General features: G+C 70.3%; 25 protein-coding genes. 12 read left to right on the top strand and 13 right to left on the bottom strand.

Annotated elements, in window-relative coordinates; genetic code table 11:
• The 5 genes from RIF93_RS03135 to RIF93_RS03115 form a co-directional block, all read right to left on the bottom strand.
• The coding region (locus RIF93_RS03135; RefSeq protein WP_309088354.1) for a cupin at positions 1-293 on the bottom strand (293 nt) is incomplete at its 3' end.
• A gap of 100 nt (positions 294-393) precedes the next feature.
• Complete coding sequence (locus RIF93_RS03130; protein WP_309088352.1) at positions 394-2,253, bottom strand: PAS domain-containing protein; 1,860 nt, start codon at positions 2,251-2,253, stop codon at positions 394-396.
• 188 nt (positions 2,254-2,441) lie between these two features.
• A complete protein-coding gene (locus tag RIF93_RS03125) occupies positions 2,442-3,101 on the bottom strand; it encodes a TetR/AcrR family transcriptional regulator (protein WP_309088351.1) in 660 nt (219 codons plus the stop codon).
• 63 nt (positions 3,102-3,164) lie between these two features.
• Positions 3,165-4,340, bottom strand: a complete 1,176-nt coding sequence (locus RIF93_RS03120) for a VWA domain-containing protein (protein ID WP_309088349.1) — start codon at positions 4,338-4,340, stop codon at positions 3,165-3,167.
• A 78-nt stretch (positions 4,341-4,418) separates the two neighbouring features.
• On the bottom strand, positions 4,419-5,411 hold the full coding sequence (locus tag RIF93_RS03115) for an aldo/keto reductase (protein ID WP_309088347.1): 993 nt from the start codon (positions 5,409-5,411) through the stop codon (positions 4,419-4,421).
• A gap of 93 nt (positions 5,412-5,504) precedes the next feature.
• Between RIF93_RS03115 and RIF93_RS03110 the strand changes: the two genes are divergently transcribed.
• Complete coding sequence (locus RIF93_RS03110) at positions 5,505-6,404, top strand: LysR family transcriptional regulator (protein ID WP_309088345.1); 900 nt, start codon at positions 5,505-5,507, stop codon at positions 6,402-6,404.
• Here RIF93_RS03110 and RIF93_RS03105 read toward each other — a convergent pair.
• Both RIF93_RS03105 and RIF93_RS03100 read right to left on the bottom strand, forming a co-directional pair.
• Entirely contained in the window at positions 6,401-6,901 is a 501-nt protein-coding gene (locus tag RIF93_RS03105; RefSeq protein WP_309088343.1) for a recombinase family protein, read from the bottom strand. The genes RIF93_RS03110 and RIF93_RS03105 overlap by 4 nt on opposite strands.
• Before the next feature lie 116 nt (positions 6,902-7,017).
• Positions 7,018-7,590 carry a GNAT family N-acetyltransferase gene (locus tag RIF93_RS03100; protein WP_309088341.1) on the bottom strand — a complete coding sequence of 191 codons (573 nt, stop codon included), beginning with the start codon at positions 7,588-7,590 and terminating at the stop codon, positions 7,018-7,020.
• A gap of 62 nt (positions 7,591-7,652) precedes the next feature.
• Between RIF93_RS03100 and RIF93_RS03095 the strand changes: the two genes are divergently transcribed.
• The 3 genes from RIF93_RS03095 to RIF93_RS03085 are packed head-to-tail and all read left to right on the top strand — an operon-like array spanning position 7,653 to position 9,554.
• The gene (locus tag RIF93_RS03095) at positions 7,653-8,579 is read left to right on the top strand and encodes a histone deacetylase family protein (protein WP_309088339.1); all 927 of its coding nucleotides are present in this window, start codon (positions 7,653-7,655) and stop codon (positions 8,577-8,579) included.
• 50 nt (positions 8,580-8,629) lie between these two features.
• Positions 8,630-9,250, top strand: coding sequence for a histidine phosphatase family protein (locus RIF93_RS03090; protein WP_309088337.1), 621 nt, complete (start codon positions 8,630-8,632; stop codon positions 9,248-9,250).
• 37 nt (positions 9,251-9,287) lie between these two features.
• The gene (locus RIF93_RS03085) at positions 9,288-9,554 is read left to right on the top strand and encodes a hypothetical protein (RefSeq protein WP_309088336.1); all 267 of its coding nucleotides are present in this window, start codon (positions 9,288-9,290) and stop codon (positions 9,552-9,554) included.
• 4 nt (positions 9,555-9,558) lie between these two features.
• Here RIF93_RS03085 and RIF93_RS03080 read toward each other — a convergent pair whose 3' ends face one another.
• A complete protein-coding gene (locus RIF93_RS03080; protein ID WP_309088334.1) occupies positions 9,559-10,959 on the bottom strand; it encodes an alkaline phosphatase PhoX in 1,401 nt (466 codons plus the stop codon).
• 146 nt (positions 10,960-11,105) lie between these two features.
• Between RIF93_RS03080 and RIF93_RS03075 the strand changes: the two genes are divergently transcribed.
• Genes RIF93_RS03075 through dxs form a run of 3 tightly spaced genes read left to right on the top strand, consistent with a single transcriptional unit; the run spans position 11,106 to position 14,167 of the window.
• The gene (locus RIF93_RS03075) at positions 11,106-11,348 is read left to right on the top strand and encodes an exodeoxyribonuclease VII small subunit (RefSeq protein ID WP_309088360.1); all 243 of its coding nucleotides are present in this window, start codon (positions 11,106-11,108) and stop codon (positions 11,346-11,348) included.
• Entirely contained in the window at positions 11,345-12,226 is an 882-nt protein-coding gene (locus tag RIF93_RS03070; RefSeq protein ID WP_309088358.1) for a farnesyl diphosphate synthase, read from the top strand. The genes RIF93_RS03075 and RIF93_RS03070 overlap by 4 nt, the downstream gene beginning before the upstream one ends.
• A 24-nt stretch (positions 12,227-12,250) precedes the next feature.
• On the top strand, positions 12,251-14,167 hold the full coding sequence (dxs, locus tag RIF93_RS03065) for a 1-deoxy-D-xylulose-5-phosphate synthase (protein WP_309088332.1): 1,917 nt from the start codon (positions 12,251-12,253) through the stop codon (positions 14,165-14,167).
• Here the strand turns inward: dxs and RIF93_RS03060 are convergent.
• Genes RIF93_RS03060 through flgF form a run of 5 tightly spaced genes read right to left on the bottom strand, consistent with a single transcriptional unit; the run spans position 14,164 to position 17,724 of the window.
• The gene (locus RIF93_RS03060; RefSeq protein ID WP_309088330.1) at positions 14,164-14,637 is read right to left on the bottom strand and encodes a hypothetical protein; all 474 of its coding nucleotides are present in this window, start codon (positions 14,635-14,637) and stop codon (positions 14,164-14,166) included. The two genes, dxs and RIF93_RS03060, sit on opposite strands and share 4 nt — an antisense overlap.
• Positions 14,638-14,683: 46 nt before the next feature.
• Entirely contained in the window at positions 14,684-15,433 is a 750-nt protein-coding gene (gene flgH, locus RIF93_RS03055) for a flagellar basal body L-ring protein FlgH (RefSeq protein ID WP_375163824.1), read from the bottom strand.
• Between the two features lie 11 nt (positions 15,434-15,444).
• The gene (gene flgA, locus RIF93_RS03050) at positions 15,445-16,179 is read right to left on the bottom strand and encodes a flagellar basal body P-ring formation chaperone FlgA (protein WP_309088328.1); all 735 of its coding nucleotides are present in this window, start codon (positions 16,177-16,179) and stop codon (positions 15,445-15,447) included.
• Between the two features lie 4 nt (positions 16,180-16,183).
• Positions 16,184-16,972: a flagellar basal-body rod protein FlgG gene (flgG, locus tag RIF93_RS03045; RefSeq protein WP_309088326.1), complete on the bottom strand. Its 789-nt coding sequence runs from the start codon at positions 16,970-16,972 to the stop codon at positions 16,184-16,186.
• A gap of 14 nt (positions 16,973-16,986) precedes the next feature.
• A complete protein-coding gene (flgF, locus tag RIF93_RS03040; RefSeq protein WP_309088324.1) occupies positions 16,987-17,724 on the bottom strand; it encodes a flagellar basal-body rod protein FlgF in 738 nt (245 codons plus the stop codon).
• Between the two features lie 218 nt (positions 17,725-17,942).
• Here flgF and RIF93_RS03035 point away from each other — a divergent pair, with 218 nt between their 5' ends.
• From RIF93_RS03035 to RIF93_RS03015, 5 genes are read left to right on the top strand one after another with little or no spacing between them, the layout of a single operon-like run.
• A complete protein-coding gene (locus RIF93_RS03035) occupies positions 17,943-18,542 on the top strand; it encodes a flagellar basal body-associated FliL family protein (protein ID WP_309088322.1) in 600 nt (199 codons plus the stop codon).
• Positions 18,543-18,575: 33 nt separating this feature from the next.
• A complete protein-coding gene (fliM, locus tag RIF93_RS03030) occupies positions 18,576-19,646 on the top strand; it encodes a flagellar motor switch protein FliM (protein WP_309088320.1) in 1,071 nt (356 codons plus the stop codon).
• A complete protein-coding gene (locus RIF93_RS03025) occupies positions 19,643-20,140 on the top strand; it encodes a DUF6468 domain-containing protein (protein WP_309088318.1) in 498 nt (165 codons plus the stop codon). Before fliM ends, RIF93_RS03025 begins: the two co-directional genes overlap by 4 nt.
• Before the next feature lie 5 nt (positions 20,141-20,145).
• Positions 20,146-21,042 carry a MotE family protein gene (locus RIF93_RS03020; protein WP_375163826.1) on the top strand — a complete coding sequence of 299 codons (897 nt, stop codon included), beginning with the start codon at positions 20,146-20,148 and terminating at the stop codon, positions 21,040-21,042.
• 5 nt (positions 21,043-21,047) lie between these two features.
• Positions 21,048-23,963 carry an endoglucanase gene (locus tag RIF93_RS03015; protein ID WP_309088315.1) on the top strand — a complete coding sequence of 972 codons (2,916 nt, stop codon included), beginning with the start codon at positions 21,048-21,050 and terminating at the stop codon, positions 23,961-23,963.
• Positions 23,964-23,967 lie beyond the last annotated feature (4 nt).

Genomic DNA, 23,967 nt, shown 5'->3' with positions numbered 1-23,967 from the left:
ACCAGCACCCTGGCCGGCCCGATCGGGTGGGCCACGTGGGCGTCGCCGGCCTCGGCGATGAACATGTCGGCGGGCTTCAGGCGCACCGCCTTCTCCACGCCGGCCTCGCGGTAGCGCATCTCCACCTCGCCCTCGAGGACCAGGAACACCTCGGCGCCGTCGTTGACGTGCCAGTCGTACGGCTGGTCGGTCCAGTGCAAGCGCACGCTGGCGCCTTCCACTAAGGCCAGATCGCGGGCGCCCCAGGCCTTGGGCGCGATGAAAGTCGCGGCGTCGGTGATGATCTTCGGCATGGCGCCGATATGGCGCAGCTTCGCGTGTCCGCCAGCCGGGTGGCAGGCTTTCAGGCGAGCTTTGGCAGGATTGGTGGGGCGCCCAGCCGACCTTTGAGGTCTAGCCGGCGTTGTCCGAGAGAGGCGCCTCGAGCACGCATACCAGCCCCCGCTCGTTCCAGCTCAGCGTCGTCTGCCCGCCGATCGCCCCCTTGAGCGCCCGTTGCAGCACGGTCGTGCCGAACCCTGCGTGGGTGGGCGCCTCGACCGGCGGTCCGCCGGACTCGGTCCAGGTCAGCCGCAGACCGTGGGCCGAGCGCGTCCAGGCCACGTCGATTCGGCCCGTGGCGTTGTTCAGCGCCCCATGCTTGAGCGCATTGGTGGCCAGTTCGTGCACCGCCATGGCGATGCCCTGCGCCAGGGCCGGGCTCAGCGGCACGTCAGGCCCATTGATCGACACGCGGTCACCGTCGCCCAGCGTGTAGGCCCGAACCTCGTCGGCGACGAGCCGCCGCAGATCGGCGCCGGTCCATCGAGACGCCGCCAGCAGCTGGTGCGCCCGGGCCAGCGCGTCCACCCGGCCAAGGATGATCGTCCTGAGTGTGTCGGCGTCGTCCGCGCGGCTTAACGCGACGGCGCCCTGCACAACGGACATCAGGTTGTTGGCGCGGTGATCGACTTCACGCATCAGCAGCTCCAGCCGCTGCTCGGCGGCCTTCCGCTCGCTGACGTCGCGGTAGAACAGCGCGAGGCCCTGGTCCGTCGGATAGGCCCGCGTCTCGAACCAGACGGTGCGGCCATCCTCGAAGGCGTAGACGTGCTCCAGCTCGGCGGGAGCGGCCTCGGCCATCGCGCGCCGGAGCACCTGGCCCAGGGCGGAGTGTTCGGTGCCGGGCCACAGCTCCCAGTGTGTCCGGCCCAGCATCTCGTGCCGCGCGCGGCCGTCCAGCCGCAGCCCTTCCGGATTGATCGACACGACGCGGAACTGACGGTCGAGCAGCAGGAAGCCCTCCGCCATGCTCGACAGGACGCTGCGGACCTGTTGTTCGGCCGACGCGCGGGTCAGCGCCGACCAGGTGCGGTCCGCGACCTGCAGAACCAGCTCCCGATCCGCGGTCGTCCAGCGTCGCGGCCGCTGATCGTGCACGTACATGGCGGCGATCATCCGTCCGCCCTTCACCAAGCTGACCGTCAGCGCCGAGCGCATCTGCAGGGCCGCGAAGGCGGCGCGCGCCTCCGGCGAGTCGAACCGCGGGTCGGTCGTGACGTCCTCGATCGCCAGCGGCTCGCCGCCCTTCAGCGCGTTCCAGATCTCGGGTCCGAAGGCCGCGAGGTCGTGGGTGCCGTTCTGGTGCGGGATGCTGCCGTCGGTCCAGTTGTTGGCCGTGGTGAAGTAACGGGCCTCGAAGTCCACGGCGCCGTAGCCGACCCGACCGGCCTGGAGCTTCTCGCCGAGCGCCCGCTGCGAGGTCTGAATGATCGCCGCCGGGTCGGTCTGGTCCATCAGCTCGCGCTCCAGCTTCAGCCAGAACGCCTGCGTCTCGGCCGCGGCGACCTCGCGCGTGGTCTCGCGCAGGGGACAGAAGATGCCGACGACCTTCTGCCGGTCGTCCCGGATCGGCGTGTAGGAGAAAGCGAAGTGCGCCTCTTCCGGATAGCCGTTGCGGTGCACCGTTAGGCGAATGTCCCCCATATGGATCGGCTCGCCCGCAAGCGCCCGCGCCATGATCGGACTGAGATCGGGTTCAAGTTCCGGCCATACTTCGAAGAACGGTCGGCCGAGGGCGCCGGGATGGCGACTTCCCAGGGTGGGCGCATAGCCATCGTTGTAGATCATCGTCCGTGTCGGGCCCCAGATGATCAGCATCGGCTGATCGGCGTCCAACATGACATCGACGAGCGTCTTCAGCGACGCCGGCCAATCGGACATAGCCCCGACCGGAGTGGTCTCCCAGGGGTGCGCGCGAAGGGCGCGCTTCATGTCCAAGGGAACGTCTGGGGGCGCTGGCTGGACTGAGATGTTCATCGACCGGACTGGGACGCTCGCGCTGCAACGCAGCACGTGGTCACCTTCCCCAGAGCCTCTCTCAACGCAAGCTTGGCCTTGGGAAATTCTGTGTTCCGCGGCACATCGCGATGCGGTGGCCCTCCAGTCGGCGCCGGAGGCCGTCAGGCCAGGAAGCCAGCCTCCGCGAAGTCCAGCATGCGCCTCAGCAGCGCCTGCACGTCGCCCTCGCGGGTGACGCCGCCCGACAGATGGTGCAGCCGGTCGAACTCGGCGAAGCGGTTGTTGTGGACCATGCCCAGCACGAAGTGCAGCCGCCAGTAGACGTCTTCCTTCGGCAGGTCGGGCCGGGCGGCCAGCAGCGCGTCGGCGAAGCGTGCGAGGTGGCTGACGTCGTTGCGCAGCACCTCGCGCATCTCCTCAGTCCCTTCTGAGCGGGCGCGGATGATGAACTGGATCGAGATGCGGCGTTCGTTGTCCGGCGCCGACCAGCGCAGCGGCGGCGAGAAATACGCCTCGAGGATCTCGCGCACCGGCGGGCGGCCGCCGTGGCGAGCGGCGGCCTCGTGCAGCAGGCGGGCCCGCTCGCGGTTGAGCTCGGCCGTGCGCCGCTTGAAGATCTCGAAGAGCAGGGCGTCCTTCGAGCCGAAGTGGTAATTCACGCTCGCCAGGTTGACCCCGGCCTCGGCGGTGATGTCGCGCACCGAGACGTTCTGGAAGCCGTGCAGCGCGAACAGCCGCTCGGCGGCGTTGAAGACCGCAGCCTTGGTGGCGGCCTGCGCCTCTTCCGTCTCGGGCGGATCCTGAATCAGGGGATCGGTCATGCGAATCCCTTAAGCATCACGCCAGCTTAGGTCGATCCGGCGCAATCGCACACCCCTGGTTGCTCAGCGGGCCAGCTCGCGCATCGCCTTCTCCAGCCCTTCGATCGTCAGCGGGAACATCCGGTCGCCGACCAGCTGTTTGATCACGCCGATCGAGGGCGTGTAGTCCCAGTGCCGCTCGGCGGTCGGGTTCAGCCACACCACGCGCTCGTAGATCTGGGTCACCCGGTCCAGCCAGACGGCGCCGGCCTCCTCGTTCCAGTGCTCCACCGACCCGCCCGGATAGGTGATCTCGTAGGGGCTCATCGTGGCGTCGCCCACGAAGATGATCTTGTAGTCGTGCGGGAACTTGTGGAGCACGTCCCAGGTCGGGATCTTCTCGGCGTGCCGCCGGCGGTTGTCCTTCCAGACCGCCTCGTAGAGGCAGTTGTGGAAGTAATAGAACTCCATGTTCTTGAACTCGGAGCGCGCGGCGCTGAACAGCTCCTCGCAGACCTTGATGTGGCTGTCCATCGAGCCGCCGATGTCGAAGAAGATCAGGACGCTGATCTTGTTGCGGCGCTCGGGACGCAGGTGGATGTCCAGGTAGCCCTTCTCGGCCGTGCCCTTGATCGTGCCATCCAGGTCCAGCTCTTCGGGGGCGCCGTCGCGGACCCATTTGCGCAGGCGGCGCAGGGCGACCTTGATGTTCCGGGTGCCGAGCTCGACCTGGTCGTCCAGGTTCTTGTACTCGCGCTTGTCCCACACCTTGATGGCCTTGCCGTGCCGGCCCTTGTCCTGGCCGATGCGGACGCCTTCGGGATTGTAGCCGTTAGCGCCGAACGGCGAGGTGCCGCCGGTGCCGATCATCTTGTTGCCGCCCTCGTGGCGCTCCTTCTGCTCGCGGATGCGCTCGGCCAGGGCTTCCATCAGCTTCTCGAAGCCGCCCATGGCCTCGATCTGCGCCTTCTCCTCCTCGGTGAGGAATTTCTCGGAGATCTTCTTCAGCCACTCGGCCGGGATGTCGGCGGTGACCCCGTCGTCGACCCGCTCCAGCCCCTTGAAGACGTGGCCGAACACCCGGTCGAACTTGTCGAGGTTCTTCTCGTCCTTCACCAGTGCGGCGCGCGACAGGTAGTAGAAGTCGTCCACCGAGCGGTCGATGACGCCCTTGTCCAGGCCCTCCATCAGGGCGAGGTACTCCTTCAGCGTCACGGGCACCTTGGCCTCGCGCAGCTCGGTGAAGAAGCGCATGAACATGCGGGATCCGCCTTCGAACGTCCGTTTGAACGCCGAGGATGGGGCTCCGGGTCCCGCATGTCCAGTCTGCGCGGGACCTCAGGCGCGCTCGCTGTCCAGCATGGCCATCTGCTGCGTCGGGTAGCGCTCCCCCGACGCCGCGCCCTTCGGCACGGCCGCCTCGATGCTGGCGAGCGCTTCGGGCGACAGCTTCGCCTCCAGCGCGCCGAGGGCCTCGGCCAGCCGTTCGCGGCGGCGCGCGCCGACCAGGGGGACGATGTCGTCGCCGCGTGACGCCGCCCAGGCGATCGCCGCCTGCGCCGGCGTCACCCCCGCCGCTTGGGCCGCGGTGCGCAGCGCCTCGGCCAGCTGCAGGTTCTTCTCCAGGTTCTCGCCCTGGAAGCGCGGGCTCATCGCCCGGAAGTCGCGGCCCGACGGGGCGGCGCTCATGTGGCCGCCGATCAGTCCCCGCGAGAGCACGCCATAGGCGGTGATCCCGACGCCCAGCTCGCGGCAGGTCTGCAGGATGCCGTCCTCGATGCCGCGCGACAGCAGGCTGTATTCGATCTGGAGGTCGCTGATCGGGTGGACCTGGGCCGCACGGCGGATCGTCTCGGATCCCACTTCGGACAGCCCGATGTGGCGGACGTAGCCGGCCTGCACCAGCTCGGCGAGCGCCCCGATCGTGTCCTCGATCGGCACGCTCGGGTCCAGGCGCGAGGGCCGGTAGACGTCGATGTGGTCCACGCCCAGGCGGCGCAGGGAATAGGCCAGGGCGCTCCTCACCGCGATGGGCCGGGCGTCGTAGCCCAGGAAGGCGCCGTCCGGCCCGCGCAGCGCGCCGAACTTCACGCTCAGCACCAGGTCGTCGCGGCGGTGGCGCTTCAGCGCCTCGCCGATCAGCATCTCGTTGTGGCCCATGCCGTAGAAGTCGCCGGTGTCCAGCAGGGTGATCCCAGCCTCCACCGCCGCGTCGATGGTGGCCAGGCTCTCGGCGCGGTCGGCCGGGCCGTACATGTCCGACATGCCCATGCAGCCCAGGCCAAGGGCCGAGACCGTGGGACCAGTGGTTCCAAGCTTGCGCGTCTGCATCGTTCGCCTCCGTGGTTGTGCACGAAAGCTAGGCCTGGGAATTGCTCGCGATAATCGGCATTGTTCCGCACGAACTGTGCGGAAATCCGAACAATGGACCGGCTGGACCTTGCCGCCCTCGACAGCTTCGCGGCCATCGCGCGACACCGGAACTTCCGGCGCGCCGCCGTCGAGCGGGGCGTGTCGGCGTCGACCCTGAGCGCCACGCTACGCGAGCTGGAGGCCCAGCTGGGCGTCCGTCTGCTGAACCGTACGACCCGCAGCGTCGCCCTCACGGATGCGGGCGCCGCGCTGCTGGCCCGCCTGCAGCCGGCGCTGGTCGAGATCGGCGAGGCGGTGGCCGAGGCGCGCTCCGCCCAAGCCGAGCCCGCCGGCGCCCTGCGGATCAACGCGCCTGAGCCGGCGGTGGACCTGTTCCTGGCCCCGTTGCTGACCGCGTTCCTCAAGGCCTATCCGGCCGTGCGCCTCGAGCTCACGATCGAAGCCAGCCTCGTCGACATCGTGGCCGCGGGGTACGACGCGGGCGTCCGCTGGGGCGAGAGCCTGGCCCAGGACATGGTCGCCGTGTCGCTGGGCCCGCCCCAGCGCTATGCCGTCGTGGCCTCGCCCGAGCTGATCGCCCGCGTGGGATGGCCCGAGCATCCGCGCGACCTGTTGCGGCTGCCGTGCCTGCGGGTGCGCTTCCCGAGCGGGGCGGAGCCGCCGTGGGAGTTCGAACGCCGCGGCGAGACGCTGCGCATCTCTCCGACGGGCCCGATCACGTCGACGAACGCCGCGCTGCTCATGCGCGCGGCGCTGGAAGGACTGGGCTTCCTGCCGACCTTCGACGGCTATGCCGAACCGCACCTGGCGAGCGGCCGTCTGGTGGAGGTCCTGGCCGACTGGTCCGAGGTCTTCCCGGCGCCGTTCCTCTACTATCCCAGCCGCCGGACAATGCCGTCGCCGTTGCGCGCGTTCGTGGACTTCGTGCAGGCGAGCCGGCGCGGAGCCTAGGCTTGCGCCTCCATCTCGCGCAGCTTGCGCCACACCGTCATGCGCGAGACGCCGAGGCGCCGGGCGATCTCGACGGGGCCGATGCCCGCGCGCCGCAGCGCCCGGATCTGCTGGGCCTCGGCGGTGGCGCGCCGCCGCCGTCCCGAGGTTTCGCTGTCGAAGGAGCCCACGGCCTCCAGCACCGCCCGCAGGGCGCGACCGCCTTCCCCCTGGGTGCTGACACCCGCGTCCGCCACATAGAGGCTGGCCCCGCGCGCCTCGAGGCGCGCCACCACATCCAGAAGTTCGCGGCTGGACGCGGCCAGGTGCTCCAGGCGGGTGACAATCAGCTGGTCGCCGGCGGCGATGAAGTCGAGGATCGACGCCAGGACGGGCGAGCCGACGCCCTCGGCGAGGGTTTCCTCGGTGCGGATCACCTGGCAGCCGAGGGCTTCGAGGGTCGAAACCTGCTCGTGCTGGTCCTGCTCGCCGAACCGAACATAGCCGATCTTGAGCATCCCAAGCGCCCTCGAAGACTCCGTCACTTCTGATTACAGGTTCTCAGAAGCAGAGGTTCGCGGGAAGGTGGCGCTAGGTTAAATCTCCGCAACAATCGGACCCGCGCAGAGCTGTCTCAGGCCGATGTCTGTTCGTCGAACACCAATTGTGGCGAAATTGCAGCGAAGGTTTCCGCCCTTCGTCTGAGGATCAACTCGGAATCCACCGTTCTACCAACCGGGAAGCCGTAGCCGCCGACCTTCTCGAAGCCGTGGCGGGCGTAGAACTTCTGCGCCCCGTGGTTCTCGGACCAGACGCCGATCCAGACGTCCCGTGGACCGTCGGCCTGCAGCCAGGCGATCACCTGGGCGAACAGCCGCGCGCCCAAGCCGCCGCCCTGGGCCGTCTTCAGGAAATAGATCCGCTTCAGCTCGCCGCAGCGGGGCGTGACCTCCTCGTGCGGCAGGCTGCAGGGGCCCGCCAAGGCATAGCCGATCGCCTCACCGCCGACCTCCACCAGCCACGACGCCTTGGCGGCGTCGGCCAGGTCGCGCCGGGTGCGCTCCAGGCTGTAGGCTTCGGCCAGATAGGCTTGGAGGTCCTCGCGCGGATAGAGGTGGCCGAAGGTCTCGACGAAGGTGCGCGCGCCCAGCGCGGCCAAGGTCTCGGCGTCGGCGGCATGCGCCCGGCGGATCACGGCTTCGGTCATCGGAGGCCCCCTGCGATGACCCTCATGTAAGCGACGGGCGCGGTTTGCGGTAGGATGGCGCCATGGACGTCGCGCTCTACACACACGTCGACATGCTGGACCACCGTCCGGGCGAGGGCCATCCCGAGCGGCCGGAGCGGCTGCGGGCGGTCATCGACGCCCTCGATGACGCCGGCGACCTCGCCCTGATCCCCAACGATGCGCCGCTGGTGGAAGAGGCCGATCTCGCCCGGGTGCACGGGGCGGCGCACCTGGAACGGATCTTCGCCGCGACGCCCGCCCACGACATCCACGAGCTGGACCCAGACACCTACATGTCCGCCGGCAGTCTCGTCGCGGCCGGGCGCGCCGCCGGCGCGGCGGTCAAGGCGGTCCGCGACGTGGCGGCGGGCCGCGCCCAGCGGGCGTTCTGCGCCGTGCGCCCGCCTGGACATCATGCCGAACCTGGCTTGCCGATGGGCTTCTGCATCTTCTCGAACGTGGCGGTGGCGGCGAAGGTCGCGCAGGCGGCGGGCCTGAAGCGGGTCGCCGTCGTCGACTTCGACATCCACCACGGCAACGGGACCCAGGCGGCGTTCCTGGGCCAGGATGGTCTGTTCCTGGCGTCCATCCAGCAGTGGCCGATGTGGCCCGGCACCGGCCACCCGTCCGAGAGTGTGGCGGGCAACATCGCCAACGCGGTCGTGGAGCCGGGCGCCCCGGCTGCGGCCTGGCGGCAGGCCTTCGAGGGGTTGATGGGCCAGGTGGACGCCTTCGCGCCCGACCTGGTCATCGTGTCGGCCGGCTTCGACGCCCACCGCCGCGACCCGATCGGCGGCGCCGGCCAAAGCCTGGAGGAGGCCGACTTCGCCTGGGCCACCCGGGCGGTCGTCTCTGTCGCGGACCGTCATGCGAAGGGTCGGGTTGTCTCCTCGCTCGAGGGCGGGTACGACCTCGAAGCTCTGGGCCGCTCTGCGCTTGCGCATGTGAGGGCCCTGGCGGACGGGTGAGGGGCGTTTCAGGTGCGCGTGGGCGCCATCGGCAAAGGCGTGCAGGTCTGATGGGCGATCCCGTCACCGACCAGCCCCAGGTGGCGCCAGCCACGATCCGTCACGGCGCGATCATCCTCGCCCGGCACGGCGAGCCGGCGCTGTCGCGCAAGGTGCGCCTGAACGCCGCCGAGTACCGCGAGTTCTGGGCCAACTACGAGATCCTGGGCATCCTGCCCGGCCAGACCCCGCCGCAGCAGTTGCTGAAGTTCGTGGAAGGGTGCGGGACGCTCGTCTCGTCCACCCGCGTGCGCGCTATCGAGAGCGCCCAGGCGCTGGCGCGGGACCGTCAATTCGACCGCCATGACCTGCTCATCGAGGCGCCGCTGCCCCCGCCGGACCTGCCGCGCTGGATCAAGCTGTCGCCCTCGCTGTGGGGTTTCCTGGCCAGGCTTTGGTGGTGGTTCTTCGATCACCATGAAGGGCAGGAGACCCGCTCCCAGGCCGAGGAGCGCGCCGACCGCGCCGCCGCCATGCTGATCGGCCTGGCGGCCGGCGGCGAGAACGTCGTCGTCCTGGCGCACGGCTTCTTCAACTTCATGGTCGGCCGCTCCCTGCGGAAGCTGGGCTGGAAGCTGGTCGAGAGCGAAGGCTACAAATATTGGTCGATGCGGCGCTTCGAACGCAGCTGACTTGACGCCTGCGTGGCGACGTGTTCTTAATTTGTTCATGAACGATCCCAGCCGCCGACGCGCGAAGGTGCTCGACCGCCTGTCGCGGGAACTCGCCAAGGCCGACGAGCTGTCGGCTCAGGTCAAGGCCGCGGAAGGCGCGGCCGAACTCGTCCGGCTCTCGAAGGCGCTGGAGCAGGTGACGGCGAACGTCTGCCGCACCGTCGAGGCCGAGCTCGAATTCCAGCGCAAGTCGCGCGCGGCGAACCGGCGGGCCCGCGAGCGGCTGGCGGCGATGCCGTCGCCCAGCCGCGCCGTCCACTAGGCCATCAGGCGCGGAAGCGGTTCCACGGGCCGGTGATCGCCAGGGTCTTGCCCGGCGAATAGAGGTTCACGAACAGCGTCGAGCCGTCGGGCGAGAAGCAGACCCCGGCGAGTTCGGTGTTCACCGGCATGGCCGCGGCCGGCGGCGGCATGGCGTTGCGGCCGAACGTGTACACCTGGCCCTTGGGCGTGACGCCCTTCAGCTGGTTCTGGCCCATGCCCTTATCCTCGCAGACGAACAGGTGACCTGACGGGGCGACCGCCAGGTTGTCCGCCATGTTCATCACCGCCTCGTCCTGCGGCTCGAGGAACAGCTGCAGCCGCCCGGGCGCATCGGCTTCGCGCGGCTGGCCCTCGTAGCGGCTGGGCACATAGCGGAGGATCTGGCCCAGCTTCTTCGGCCCGCCGTTGGTGCAGGTGGCGTAGAGTTCGCCCTTGCCGAAGAACAGGCCCTCGCCGCGGGCAAACGGCGCCGCTCCCTTGGCCTGGCCGCGCAGGCGCAGGTCGTCGTTGGGGTTCTCGACCTCGTCGACGTCGATCCAGACCGTCTCGCGCCAATCGCCCTGGCGCCACCAGGCTTCGGTCCAGTTGCGGGGATCGCCGCCGCCCTTGAAACCCAGGGCCTGCAGCCGGCCGCCGGCCAGAAGCTTGCGCCGGTCGTTCGGCAGGTAGCGGTAGATCAGGCCGTCGCCGATGTCCTCGGTCAGATAGACGACCCCCGTGCGCGGGTCGGTGGCGGTGGCCTCGTGCCGGAAGCGGCCCATGGCCTTGATCGGCTGGGGCGCGACCAGGCCGCGGGCGTCCGCCGGCACCTCGAAGACCCAGCCGTGGTCCTGGGCGCCCTGGGTGCCAGCCCGCTGGGTGGTCTCCTCGCATGACAGCCAGCTGCCCTCGGGCGTCACGCCGCCCGCGCAGTTGATCATGGTGCCGGCCAGGCTCAGGTGGTGCGACACCAGCCGCTGGGCGCGAAGGTCCCACACCAGCGTCGTCGTCCCGCCGGCGAAAGGCTTGTCGCCGATACGGTCGAAGACCCGGTCGCGTTCGACCTTGGCCGTCAGGGCCCCGTCGCGGCCGAACGCCGAGCGCTCCAGGTCGGCCGGATAGATCTCGTGGTTGCGGACCAGGGCCACGCGGCCATCGCCTGCATCGAAGGCGCCCATGCCGTCCATGCGGCCCGGCGTGACGAGGCCGTCGTCCATCGGCTGTCCGAATTCCGAGACCACGCGGTACGAGAAACCCTTCGGCAGGTCGAAGATGCGCGCCGGGTCGGGGACCAGCTCGCCGTAGCCGGGGACCTGGTTGCGATAGGCCACGCCGGCGGGGCCCTGCGCGAAGGCTTGGGACAGGCCGCCGAAGGCCGCCGAGGTGGCGGCCAGGCTCAGGAAACGTCGACGCGATACAGACATGATCTCGGATTGCACCCCTCGGCCTCCCCGAGCTATCCGCCCATCATTGCAGACCGATGACGGAGTCGCGCGGCCCTTTGCCCATAGCGGGTGGACCGGCGCCGGCGCCAGTTCTAGGTTCGCAGAGCGCCGCCACGAGGGGACCCATGTCCGAGCCCGCCGACATCGCCGCCATGAGCTTCGAGCAGGCGCTGGCCGAGCTCGAGCAGATCGTCGCCCGCCTGGAGTCGGGCCAGGCGCCGCTGGAGGACTCCATTCGCATGTACGAGCGCGGCGCGGCGCTGAAGGCTCACTGCGAGACGCGGCTAGAGGCCGCACGCCTGCGCGTCGAGAAGATCGTGATGGGCGCGGGCGGCGCGCCGAACGCCGAGCCTGCCGAGTTCGGCTGATGGACCTCGCCCGGCGCGTGGCCGAGGCCGCCGACCTCGTGACGGTGGCGCTCGACGAGCTCCTCCCCCGCGCCGACGGGCCGGAGAGCCGCCTGACCGAGGCCATGCGTTACGCCGTCCTTGGTCCTGGCAAGCGCCTGCGCACCTTCTTCGCCCTCGAGACCGGCCGGATGTTCGACCTGGACGAACGGCCCGTGCTGCGCGCCGCCTGCGCGCTGGAGTGCATCCACGCCTACAGCCTGGTGCATGACGACCTGCCGTGCATGGACGACGACGACGTGCGCCGAGGCCGTCCGACGGTGCACAAGGCCTACGACGAGGCCACCGCCGTGCTGGCGGGCGATGCGCTGCAGACCGCCGCCTTCGAGATCCTGGCGCATCCGGACACCCACCCCGACGGATCGGTCCGCAGCGAGCTGGTCGCCCGGCTGGCCACCGCCTCCGGGGCCCGGGGCATGGTCGGTGGCCAGATGATCGACATCCTCGGCGTGCGCGAGGACCTGGGCGGCGTCGCCCGCATGCAGCGCCTGAAGACGGGCGCTCTGATCGCCTGCGCCTTCGAATTGCCGTTGGTGGTCGCCCGCGCCAAGGAAGCCGAACGGCACGCCCTGATGGCCTTCGCCCACGACCTGGGCCTCGCCTACCAGATCGTGGACGACCTGCTGGACGCCGAGGGCGACGCCGAGGCCATGGGCAAGGCCGCGCGCAAGGACGTCGAGAAGGGGAAGGTCAACTTCGTCACCCTGCTGGGCGTGGACGCCGCCCGCGAGCGCCTGGGCGTGCTGGCCGGCCAGACCAAGTCCCACCTCGAGCCCTTCGGCGCCCAGGCCGATTTCCTGCGGGCCAGCGTCGATTTCGTGCTAGAGCGCCGGCAATAGTTTCAACCGTCGCGTTCTTTCTCGATGCCCCCCGTTACGCCCCTGCTCGACACGGTCAACTCGCCCGCCGACACGCGCGGGCTCTCGATCGCCCAGCTGCGCCAGCTGGCGGACGAGCTGCGCGCCGAGACGATCGACGCGGTGTCGCAGACCGGCGGCCACCTGGGTGCGGGCCTGGGCGTCGTGGAGCTGACCGTCGCCCTGCATCACGTCTATGAGACGCCGCGCGACATCCTGATCTGGGACGTCGGCCACCAGGCCTATCCGCACAAGATCCTCACGGGCCGCCGCGATCGCATCCGCACCCTGCGCCAGGGCGGCGGCCTCTCGGGCTTCACCAAGCGGGCCGAGAGCGAATACGACCCCTTCGGCGCGGCGCACGCGGCCACCTCGATCTCGGCCGCCCTGGGCTTCTGCGCCGCCCGCGACCGCGAGGGCCGGGACAACAAGGTCGTGGCCGTCATCGGCGACGGCTCGATGAGCGCCGGCATGGCCTACGAGGCCATGAACACCGCCGCCGACACGACCAAGCAGCTCACCGTCATCCTCAACGACAACGACATGTCGATCGCCCCGCCGGTGGGCGGCATGAGCGCCTATATGGCCAGGCTCGTGTCGGGCGGCGGCTACCAATCGCTCCGCAACCTCGGCAAGGCGGTCTCCAAGGCCTTCCCGCGGCCGCTGCAGGAAGCCGCCCGCAAGGCCGAGGAATACGCCCGCGGCATGGTCACCGGCGGCACGTTCTTCGAGGAGCTTGGCTTCTACTACGTGGGTCCGATCGACGGGCACGACATGGACGCCCTGGTCCACGTGCTGCAGAACGCCCGCAACATCGTGGACAAGCCGGTGCTGGTCCACGTCGTCACCCAGAAGGGCAAGGGCTACGCCCCGGCCGAGAACGCCGCCGACAAGTACCACGGGGTGGTCAAGTTCGACGTGGTGACCGGCGCCCAGGCCAAGTCGCAGACCCACGCGCCCAGCTACACCAAGGTCTTCGCCCAGGAGCTGATCAAGCAGGCCGAGCGCGACCCGAAGATCGTCGCGATCACCGCGGCCATGCCGTCGGGCACCGGCCTCGATCTCTTTGGCCAGCGCTTCCCGGAGCGGACCTTCGACGTCGGCATCGCCGAGCAGCACGCGGTGACCTTCGCCGCCGGCCTCGCCGCCGACGGCATGAAGCCGTTCGCGGCGATCTATTCCACCTTCCTGCAGCGCGGCTACGACCAGGTGGTCCATGACGTCGCGATCCAGGGCCTGCCGGTCCGTTTCGCCATCGACCGCGCCGGTCTCGTCGGCGCCGACGGCCCCACCCACGCCGGCTCGTTCGACGTGGGCTTCCTGGGCCAGCTGCCGGGCATGGTCGTGATGGGTCCCTCCGACGAGGCCGAGCTCGCCCGCGCCATCGCCACCGCCGTGGCCATCGACGACCGTCCCTCGGCCTTCCGCTATCCCCGCGGCGAGGGCGTGGGCGTCGAGATCCCGGCCCTGGCCGACCCGCTCGAGATCGGCAAGGGCCGCATCGTCCGCGAGGGGACGGCGGTCGCCATCCTGTCGTTCGGCACGCGCCTGACGGAAAGCCTCCGCGCGGCCGACCTCCTGGCGGCCCGCGGCCTCTCGGCCACCGTCGCCGACGCGCGCTTCGCCAAGCCGCTGGACCTCGACCTGTTGCTGCGCCTCGCGCGCGAGCACGAGTGCCTGGTCACGGTGGAAGAGGGCGCGATGGGCGGCTTCGGCGCCTTCGTGCTGCATGCGCTGGCCGAGCACGGCGCCCTGGACCGCGGCCTGAAGATCCGCACGCTCACGCTGCCCGACATCTTCCAGGACCAGGACAAGCCGGAAGCGATGTACGCGCAAGCGGGTCTCGACGCCGACGGCATCGTCCGCGCCGCCCTAGGCGCGCTCGGCATCGACAACGCCTCGGCGAAGGGCCGGCGGGCCTAGGCTCCCCGGCAGCTCTCCACGAACCGGCGGCTCTTGTCGGGATCGGCCGGCAGCTTCGTCCAGCGGGCGCCGACCGCCACGGCCAGCTCGCCGCTCTGCGCGAACCGCGCCAGCACCGGATCGTCCGCGCGGGCCTCGGCCTCGATCAGCAGCCCGTCGCCCAGCCCGGACGGCGCCGCCTGGCCGGCAAGTTTCGCCGAGCGGCCGCCCGAGCTCAGCCTCAGGGCCTTGCCGCCGCCCCCGTCCGGCGCGCTCATCGAGACCCGCACCGCGCCGGAACGCGGTTCGCAGGTCAGCATCAGCAGCACATTGTCGGTCTGGGGTTGGCCGTAGGCCAGCTTCGCGCCCTCGCCCTCGGCGTGGTTCAGGGACCAGGCCATGTCGGGACCGGTCGGGACGGGCGCCACGGGATGCGCGCAGGCCGCCAGGCTCATGGCGGCGAACAGGCTGAAAAGGCTCCGGCGGCGCATGACGCTCCCTCTGCAAGGGTTAACGTCGGCGCCGCCGGTTTTGATCCTAGAAGGGCGAGAAGCGCTCGATCAGCGACTGGCCGGCCGGCGTCTTCTGCACGCGGTGGATGTCGCCGCGGCCGCCGTAGCTGATCCGCGCCTCGGCGATCTGGCTGTGGCGGATGGTGTTGGCGGCGCTGATGTCCTCGGGCCGGACGATGCCCGCCACCGTCAGCTGGCGGATGTCGTGGTTGGTGCGCACCTCCTGGGTGCCCTGGATCGTCATGTTGCCGTTCGGCAGGACGCCCGTGACCACGGCGGCGATGGTCAGGCTGATCTTCTCGGCCCGGTTCACCGCGCCCGCGCCGGTGTTGGCGAACTTCGAGCTGGTCTCGATGGCGTTGGCCGGGTCGTACTCGCCGGGGAGGATCTTGCCGAGGCTCGACTCCAGGCCCAACAGGTGCGGGATGCCCGCCGTGACGCCTGAGCTGCGCGAGCTGGTGGTCGAATTGATGGTCTTGGCGCTGTCGTCGATGTCGATCTGGACGGTCAGGATGTCGCCGACGCGCCCCGCGCGCTGGTCGACGAAGAACGCGCGCGCGCCCGAACGCCACAGCGAGTTGGCGCTGGCCGGCGTCGGCAGCGGCTCGCGCGCCGACGCCAAAGGCAACACCTGTTGCTCACGGGGCACCAGGGCGGAGGGATAGCCCACCGGGGCCAGTTCCGGCCCGCGGACGGCTTCGGTCACCGTCGAGCAAGCGGCGAGGGGGGCGCCAATAAGGATGGGGGCGATAAGCGCGAGAGTGCGGATACGCATGGTGGCTTCCTTCAGCGGAGCGCGACGCGGGTGTTGCGGTTGAGCAGTTTCATCTGGTCGGCGGCCGGGCCGGCGGCCGCCTGGCCAGGGCCGGTGACGACCGCCTGGACGACCTTCTTGGACGAGACGTTCTGGACGTTGATCACCTCGCCCACGCCGCCGCCGGAGACGGCCTTGGCCTGCAGGGCGAGGGTGATGCCGTCGGCGTCGTAGGTCAGGGTGATGACCTCGCCCGCCTTGACCACCTCCTGGGCGGCCACGTCGCGACCGGCCACCGCCGCGCCGGCGCGCAGCGCCCGCTTGGCGGCCAGGCCCACGACCATGTCCGGGTCGTTGGGCGCGTCGGCCGGCGCCATTGCGGCCTTGCCCCAGACGAGGTCGGCCGGCTGGATCGTCTCTCCCGCCATGATGTTGCGGGCCCAGGTCAGGACCTCGACGTTGCCGCGCTGGGCGGCGGCGCCGGACGGGCCGCCGCGCACGACGATGCGGCGGATTCCCTGGGCGTTGCTCCAGTCCAGGCCCGCGCGGCGGGCGGCGGCCTGCACCGCAAGGGCGTCCAGCATGACCACCGCGCCCGCGCGAGCGGCGACCGGGACCTTGGCCGCGGCGCCCGCGCCGTCGAACAGGTCGCCCAGGGTCACCACGCCGTCCGCGTCGGTGGCGTCGGTCTTCAGCGTCACGGGCTGGCCCGCGAGCGCAGGGCCCGCGACCAGCAGCGAGGCGGCGAGGGCGGCGAGCGTCCTCATGGCCCTAAGCCTTCACCTGGTTGGCGGTCTGCAGCATGTTGTCGGCGGTCGAGATGACCTTGGAGTTCATCTCGTAGGCCCGCTGGGCGACGATCAGGGCGGTGATTTCCGCCACCGCGTCGACGTTCGAGGCTTCGGTGTAGCCCTGGATCAGCTCGCCGACGCCGTTCTCGCCCGGAATGCCGGTGGTGGGCGGGCCCGAGGCGGCCGTCTCGATGAACAGGTTGGAGCCCTGGGCCTGCAGGCCGCCCTCGTTCAGGAAGGTGGCGAGCTCGAGCTGGCCCACCACGTTCGGCGCCGTCTGGCCCGCTTGGGTCACCTGCACCTGGCCGCTCTTGGAGATGGCCACGTCGACGGCGTCCTGCGGGATCGTGATGCCCGGCTGGATCTGGTAGCCGTCCTGGGTGACCAGCTGGCCCTGGTCGTTGACCGCCAGGTTGCCGGCGCGGCTGTAGGCCGTCTCGCCCGAGGGCAGCAGCACCTGGAAGTAGCCGCGGCCGTCGATCGCCATGTCCAGCTTGTTGTCGGTGCGGGTCAGCGTGCCTTGGGTGCCGATGCGGTAGACGCTGCCGGCCTTCACGCCGGCGCCGACCTGCACGCCGGTCGGCACGATCGTCCCCTGATCCGAGGACTGCACGCCCGCGGCCTCGAAGGTCTGGTAGAGCAGATCCTGGAACTCGGCGCGCTGACGCTTGAACGCCACCGTGTTCATGTTGGCGATGTTGTTCGAGATGACCTCGACGTTCAGCTGCTGGGCGGCCATGCCCGTCGCGGCGGTGCGGAGCGCTTGCATCGGTCGCTATTCCCTTACTGGACCCGGCCCAGGCGCTCGACGGAGCGGCGCGAGAGGTCGGCTTCGGCATCGATCATCTTGGCGGTGGACTCGTAGGCCCGGCTCACCTCGACCATGCGGGTGATCTGCAGGATGGCCTGAACGTTCGACCCTTCGAGCATGCCCTGGCGCAGGCGGGCGTCGGCGGCCGGCTGCGGGAACAGGTTCGAGGTGTTGCGGTACTGGTTGTCGCCGGTCTTCTCGAGGGCGGCGAGGGTCTCGAAGGTGAACACGCCCACCTTGCCGATCCGCTCGGCGCCCTGGCTGACGGTGCCGTCCTGGGCGATGGACACGGGCCCCTTCTCGGGGTCGATGGTGATCTCGCCGCCGCCCTCGTCCATCACCGGCTGGCCGCCCTGGGTCACAAGCCGGCCGATCTCGTCGGTGCGGAAACGGCCGTCGCGGGTGAACCGCTCGCCGTCGTCGGCCTGGACGCGGAAGAAGCCCTGGCCCTCGATGGCCAGGTCCAGCTCGCCGCCGGTCTGGCGCAGCGCGCCTTGGCTGAAGTCGCGGGCCACGCCGTCAGCCGAGACGAACTTCACCGGCTTGGGGCCGCCCAGGGTCATGGCCGGCGACCGGGCGTCGGTCTTGTGCAGCAGCGACTCGACCTTGAACCCGGTGGTGTCCAGGTTGGCGATGTTGTTGGCGATGATGTCCATCTCGCGACGGAGCACCATCTGGCGCGACAGTCCGATGTAGGTGGCGTTGTCCATCTTAACCGGCAAGCCTTGCAGGGCGACGTTTTCACGTCCCTCCGCTGCAAGCTTTGGGCCAACTGAAAAGCCCAGATATTTCAACGAACAATAAAGTTAACGGGCGCCCACCGGCGGAAAATGCCGGGCATCGTTCGCCCCCGTTAAGGTCCGTTAAAAACGGGTTCTTAACCAAACCGGCGCATGCGTGGACGGGTAAGATTCTAAGGAACGCGCGCGTGGCCAAGGACAAGGTCAAGGAAGCGCCGGAGGGCGAGGCTCCCGCCGAGGGCGAGGAGGGCGCCGAACCGGCCAAGAAGAAGCTTCCGCTGAAGCTCCTGATCATCGGCGGCGTGGCCGCCGTGCTCGTGCTGGGCGGCGGCGGGACCGCGGCCTTCATGTTCCTGAAGCCCAAGCCCGACGAGGCTGCCGCTCACGGCGAGGCCAAGCCCAAGAAGAAGGAAAAGAAGGGCAAGGAGGAGAAGGGCAAGGAGGGCGAGAAGGGCGCTGCCGTCGTCCGCGAAGGGCCCGACGGGGTGGTTTTCTACACCATGCCCGACGTGGTGGTGAACATGCAGACCGCCGACGGTCGGCCCACCTTCCTGAAGCTCAAGCTCACCCTGGAGCTGCCCGACGAGGGCGCCGTCGAGACGCTCGACCCGAACATGCCCAGGCTCCAGGACATGTTCCAGAGCTTCCTGCGCGAGCTGCGGCCCGAAGACCTCGCCGGCAGCCAGGGCAGCTACCAGCTGCGCATGGAGATCCTGCGCCGGGTGAACCTGGTCATCGCGCCGTCCAAAGCCAACGCCGTCCTGATCGAGGAGATGCTCATCAACTAGCGCCTGAAAGGCCCTGGCTGACCGCAAGATCCCATGAGCGAAGACGTCGACACCTCTCCCGAAACCGCAGCCGCCGGCTGGACCGAGCCCAAGGCCGCTTCCGCCGAGGGCCTGATCGGTTCGGAGCGCATCCTCAATCAGGACGAGATCGACAGCCTGCTGGGCTTCGACCTCTCGGACGACGAGGTCGCCGAACGCACCGGCATCCGAGCGATCATCAACTCCGCGCTCGTCAGCTACGAGCGCCTGCCGATGCTGGAGATCGTCTTCGACCGCCTGGTGCGGCTGATGACGACCAGCTTGCGCAACTTCACCTCGGACAACGTCGAGGTCAGCCTCGACAACATCTCGTCGATCCGTTTCGGCGACTACCTGAACTCGATCCCGCTGCCGGCCATCCTGTCGGTGTTCCGCGCGGAAGAGCTGAACAACTACGGCCTGCTGACGGTCGACTCGAACCTGATCTACTCGATCGTCGACGTTCTGCTGGGCGGCCGGCGCGGCACGGCGGCCATGCGCATCGAGGGGCGGCCCTACACCACCATCGAGCGCGTGCTGGTCCAGCGGATGGTCGAGGTGGTCCTCGCCGACGCCCGCGAGGCGTTCGAGCCGCTGACCCCGGTGAGCTTCACCCTCGACCGGCTGGAGACGAACCCGCGCTTCGCCGCCATCGCGCGTCCCGCCAATGCGGCGATCCTGGTGAAGCTGCGCATCGACATGGAAGACCGCGGCGGCCGCATCGAGCTCCTGCTGCCCTACGCCACCCTCGAGCCCATTCGGAAGATGCTGCTGCAGCAGTTCATGGGCGAGAAGTTCGGTCGCGACAACATCTGGGAAAGCCACCTCGCCACCGAGCTCTGGACCACCAGCATGGAGGTCCGCGCCGTCCTCGACGAGCAGCAGATCCCGCTGCAGCGCGTGCTGGACCTGAAGGTCGGCGACACCATCATGCTGAACGCCACGCCCGACAGTCTGGTCGAGCTTCGGGCGGGAGCCATCCCGCTCACCCGCGGCCGGATGGGCCGCCGCAATTCTCACATCGCCGTCCGGGTCGAGGCGCCTCTGACGCCGCACGCCCGCCAAGCCGTCACGAGGAGCCAATGAGCGCCATCGGCCTGATCATGAACCTCGTGCTGGCGGGGCTGCTGCTCGCCGCCCTTGGCATGGGCGTGCGCCTGAACCGCCGCCTCACCGCGTTGCGCGATAGCCAGGACGGCTTCGCCAGCGCCGTGGCCGAGCTGAACGCCGCCGCGCAGCGCGCCGAGCAGGGCCTGGCCGACCTGCGGGCGGCCACCGACGAGGCGACCGACGCGCTCGCCGACCGCATCGAGAAGGGCCGCGCGCTCGCGACCAAGCTGGAGCGCCTGATCAACCAAGCGCCCGAACAGGCGCGCTCCATGCCCGATCCCGACCGGGACGCCGAGCGCCGCCTGGGCGCGCTGCTGGCCGCCGCCCGGGAGGCCCGCGCCAAGCCTGAGCGGCTGGTGCGCGAACAGCCCCGCGTCACGCCGATCCGCCCCGCGCCGGTCGATCCCGAGGACGACCTCTTCGAAGACGCGCCGCTGACCCTCGACGCCGCCTTCGGAGGCCGCCGGTGAAGTCCATGCCCCGCATCCTGCCGCTGGTCGGCGTCGCCGCCGCCGGCGTGCTCGCCATCAACGCCCTGGCCGGCGCCCGCGACCTGCCGGCTCTCGTCTCGGGCGCCCGCGCGTTTGCCGAAGAGGCCGTGAAGGGCGAGCCCAAGGACAAGGCCAAGGACGCCAAGGCCGAGACTGGCCAGGCGAAGGACGCCGCGGCGGCCCTGCCGACGCCGACGATCCAGCCGAAGGCGGTCTGCGCGCCCACCGCCGCCGAACTCGCCAAGGCCGCCGGCCTGTCGCCCGCCGAACTGCAGGTGCTGCAGAGCCTGGGCGAGCGCCGCGGCGTGCTGGACGCCCGCGAGAACGACCTCAACACCCAGCTCGCGCTGATGGCCGCGGCCGAGGCCAAGCTGGACGCCAAGATCAAGGCCCTGAACGGGCTGAAGGGCGAGGTCTCGGGCCTCCTCACCCAGGCCAACAACAAGGAAGCCGCCGAGATCGACCGCCTGGTGAAGGTGTTCGAGGGCATGAAGGCCAAGGACGCCGCCCCGCGCTTCACCGCCCTGGACGACTCCGTCCGCCTGCCGATCGCCGCCAAGATGAAGGAGCGGTCGCTGTCGGCCATCATGGCCCAGATGCCGGCCGCCGAGGCCAAGAAGCTGACCGAGGGCCTCGCCAAGCGCTTCACCGACGCCCAGGCCGCCGCCGCCCGCGCCCAGGCGCTGGCGCAGAACGAAGCCCAGTCGCCAACCCCCGCCGCCGAGCCGCCCAAGGCCGCGCCCGCGCCGCGCCGTCAGGCCGCTCGCACGCCGCCGCGCAAGGCCGCGCCCGCCAACCAGCAGGCCGCGAAGCCCGAGACGCCCGCCGCCGCGCCGGCCGCCGCCCCCGCCGCGGCGACCCCGCCGCCCAAGGCCGGCTAAAGACCATGAGCCTGCGCCAGGCCCTGCGTTCCGGCGTCGCCGCCGCCTGCATCGCCTCGGTGGCGGCGCCGGCGAGCGTGGCCGCGCCGGCCGCCGAAGCCCTGGCGAAAGGGCCGCTCGACGTCCGCGTCGCCCAGGCCGAGACGTTCTCGCGCCTCGAGTTCCATTGGAAGGGGCAGGCCAGCGTCTCGTCCAAGCGCGACGGGCAGGTTCTCGTCCTGACCTTCAGCCGCGACGCGGATCCCGACATCTCGCGCCTGCGCACCTCGCCGCCGCGCTGGATCAAGACGGCTGAGAAGCGCCGCACGGGCGGTCGGCTGCAACTCCTGATCACCCTCGCCGACGACGCCGACGCGAAGGTCGGAACCGCCGACGGCGCGTCCTACGTCAACGTCTTCGAGAAGCCGCCCGCGCCCGAGGCGCCCGCCCAGGTCGTCCAGGCCGAGCCCGAGCCGCCCAGGCCCAACCCGCTGCCGCCGGGCGGCGTGGTGAAGATGGGGGTCAACGTCGCCGCGGGTCAGGCCCAGCTCACCTTCGCCTGGGCCAATCCGGCCGGCGCGGCCGTCTTCCGCCGGGGTGGCGCGGTGTGGGTCGTCTTCGACGCGCCGGCCAAGCTCGACGTCTCCGCTGCGCCGAAGGGTCTGAAGCAGGTCGGCGCCATCCAGGCGTTCCGCGGGTCCGATCACGCGGCCCTCAGGATCGAGACGGCCAAGGACACCCCGATCTTCGCCACGGCGGTCGGCAACACCTGGACCATCGCCCTTGGGCCCGGCTCCCAGTCACAACCCGGCATCGTTCGCCTCGGCCGCGACGAGGCCGGCGGACCGCCCGTGGTCAAGGCCCCCGTGGCCGGCGCCACTCGCGTGGTCCAGTTCGCCGACCCGGTCGTGGGCGACGCGATCACCGTGGTCACGGCGCTTGGCCCGCCGAAGGGCGTGCCCAGCCGGCGCGACTATGTGCAGATGGCGCTGCTGCCCTCGATCCAGGGCCTGGCCGTCGAGTCCTTTGTCGAGGACCTCAGCGTCGAGCGGGACGGCGACATCGTCCGCATCGGCCGGCCGCAGGGCCTGACGCTCTCGCCCGCCTGGGCCATCCGCGACAAGGTCCAGGCCGAACTCGGCGCGCCCAAGCCCGCCGCCATGCCGGCGCTGATCTCCGAGGACTGGGCCAAGACCGGCGAGGGCGGCTTCCTCGCCCGCTACAACGCACTTCTGAACGCCGCCACCCAGGAAGGCGCCAACAACGACCGGCAGGCGCCGGTCGCCGCGCGCATGGCGCTAGCCCGCTTCCTGGTCGGCTCCGAGCTGTCGTTCGAGGCGATCGGCGTCCTCAACAACCTGGCCCGCGAGCATCCGGAGATGCTCGACGACCCCGAATTCCGCGGCCTGCGCGGCGTCGCCCGCGTGCTCGCCCGCCGCTACAAGGAGGCCGAGGCCGACCTGTCGTCGCCCAGCCTCGCCGACGATCCGTCCAGCGCCATGTGGCGATCGTACGTGGCGACCCAGCTGGCCCACTGGCCCGACGCGCGCGCCCAGTTCAGCCGCGGGGCCGAGTCCTTCGCCCTGTTTTCGCCGGCCTGGAAGGCCCGCTTCGCCCGGGCCGAGGCCCAGGCTTCGCTCTACCAGGGCGACCTCGTCGGCGCCGAAGCCCGGATCAAGCTCGCCTTGCAGGAGAAAGCCGGCGCCCAGGAGGAGCTGCAGAGCCGCCTCGTGCAGGCCCGCATCGTCGAACTGCAGGGCCATAAGGACCGCGCGCTGCGGATCTACAACGCGATTGCCCGCGCGCCGGTGGATTCCATCTCCGCGCCGGCCCTGCTGCGGGCCACCCAAATCCAGCTCGAGACGGGCAAGCTCACGCCGCTGCAGGCGGCCACCGTCTTCGACAACCTGCGCTACCGCTGGCGGGGCGACGCGACCGAGCTCGAGACCATCCGCGCCCTGGGCAACCTCTATCTCGGCCAGGGCCGCTACCGCGAAGCGCTGGAGGCGCTGCGCACCGCCGGCGGCCGCCTGCCCGACCTGCCCGAGGCGCTGCAGCTGCAGGCGGACCTCTCGGCCGCTTTCCGCGCCCTGTTCCTCGACGGCATGGCCGACGGCCTGGAGCCCGTCCAGGCGCTGGCCCTGTTCTACGATTTCAAGGAGCTCACCCCGATCGGCGCCGACGGCGACCTGATGGTCCGCAAGCTGGTCCGCCGGCTGGTCGACGTCGATCTGCTGCCCCAGGCGGCCGAGCTCCTGAAGTACCAGGCCGAGAACCGGTTGGAGGGCGTGGCCAGAGCCCAGGTCTCCACCGACCTCGCCCTCATCTACCTGATGGACCGCAAGCCCGAGGCGGCGATCCAGGCGATCAACGCCTCGCGCACGACCGTCCTGCCGACCGCCCTCAACAACGAACGCCGCCTGATCGAGGCCCGCGCCTGGGCCGGCGTCGGCCGTTTCGAAAGCGCGCTCGAAATCATCGAGCGCGACGCCTCCAGGGAGGCCCAGGAACTCCGGGCCGAGATCACCTGGAAGCAGAAGAATTGGGCGGCGGCCGGTCCCCTCTTCGAGAAGGGCCTGGGCGAGCGCTGGAAGAACCCCGAGCCGCTGACCGCCGAGGAAGAAGGCAAGCTGCTGCGCGCGGGCGTCGCCTACAGCCTGGCCGGCGACGAAGCGTCGCTGTCTCGGCTCGAGCGCCAGTACGCCGGCTTCTACGAGAAGGCGAACAATCCCGAGGCGCTGCGCATCGCGCTCTCCGGCGCGCCGTCTGGCCGCCTCACCGTCGGCGACTTCGGCCGCGTCAGCGCTGACAGCGAGGCCTTCGCAGGCTGGGTCGCCAAGATGAAGACCCGCTTCAAGACGCGCCCCTCGCCGACGGGCAAGCCGCCCGCGCCGGCCAGGCAGGCGGAAGCCGCGCCTGCCACCAAGGCGGCGCAGAACTAGCCTA

This window comes from Phenylobacterium sp. (assembly GCF_031181185.1).
Taxonomy (GTDB): domain Bacteria; phylum Pseudomonadota; class Alphaproteobacteria; order Caulobacterales; family Caulobacteraceae; genus Phenylobacterium.
The sequence above is the reverse complement of the archived record's forward strand: the minus strand, read 5'-3'. Positions and strand labels throughout refer to the sequence as shown.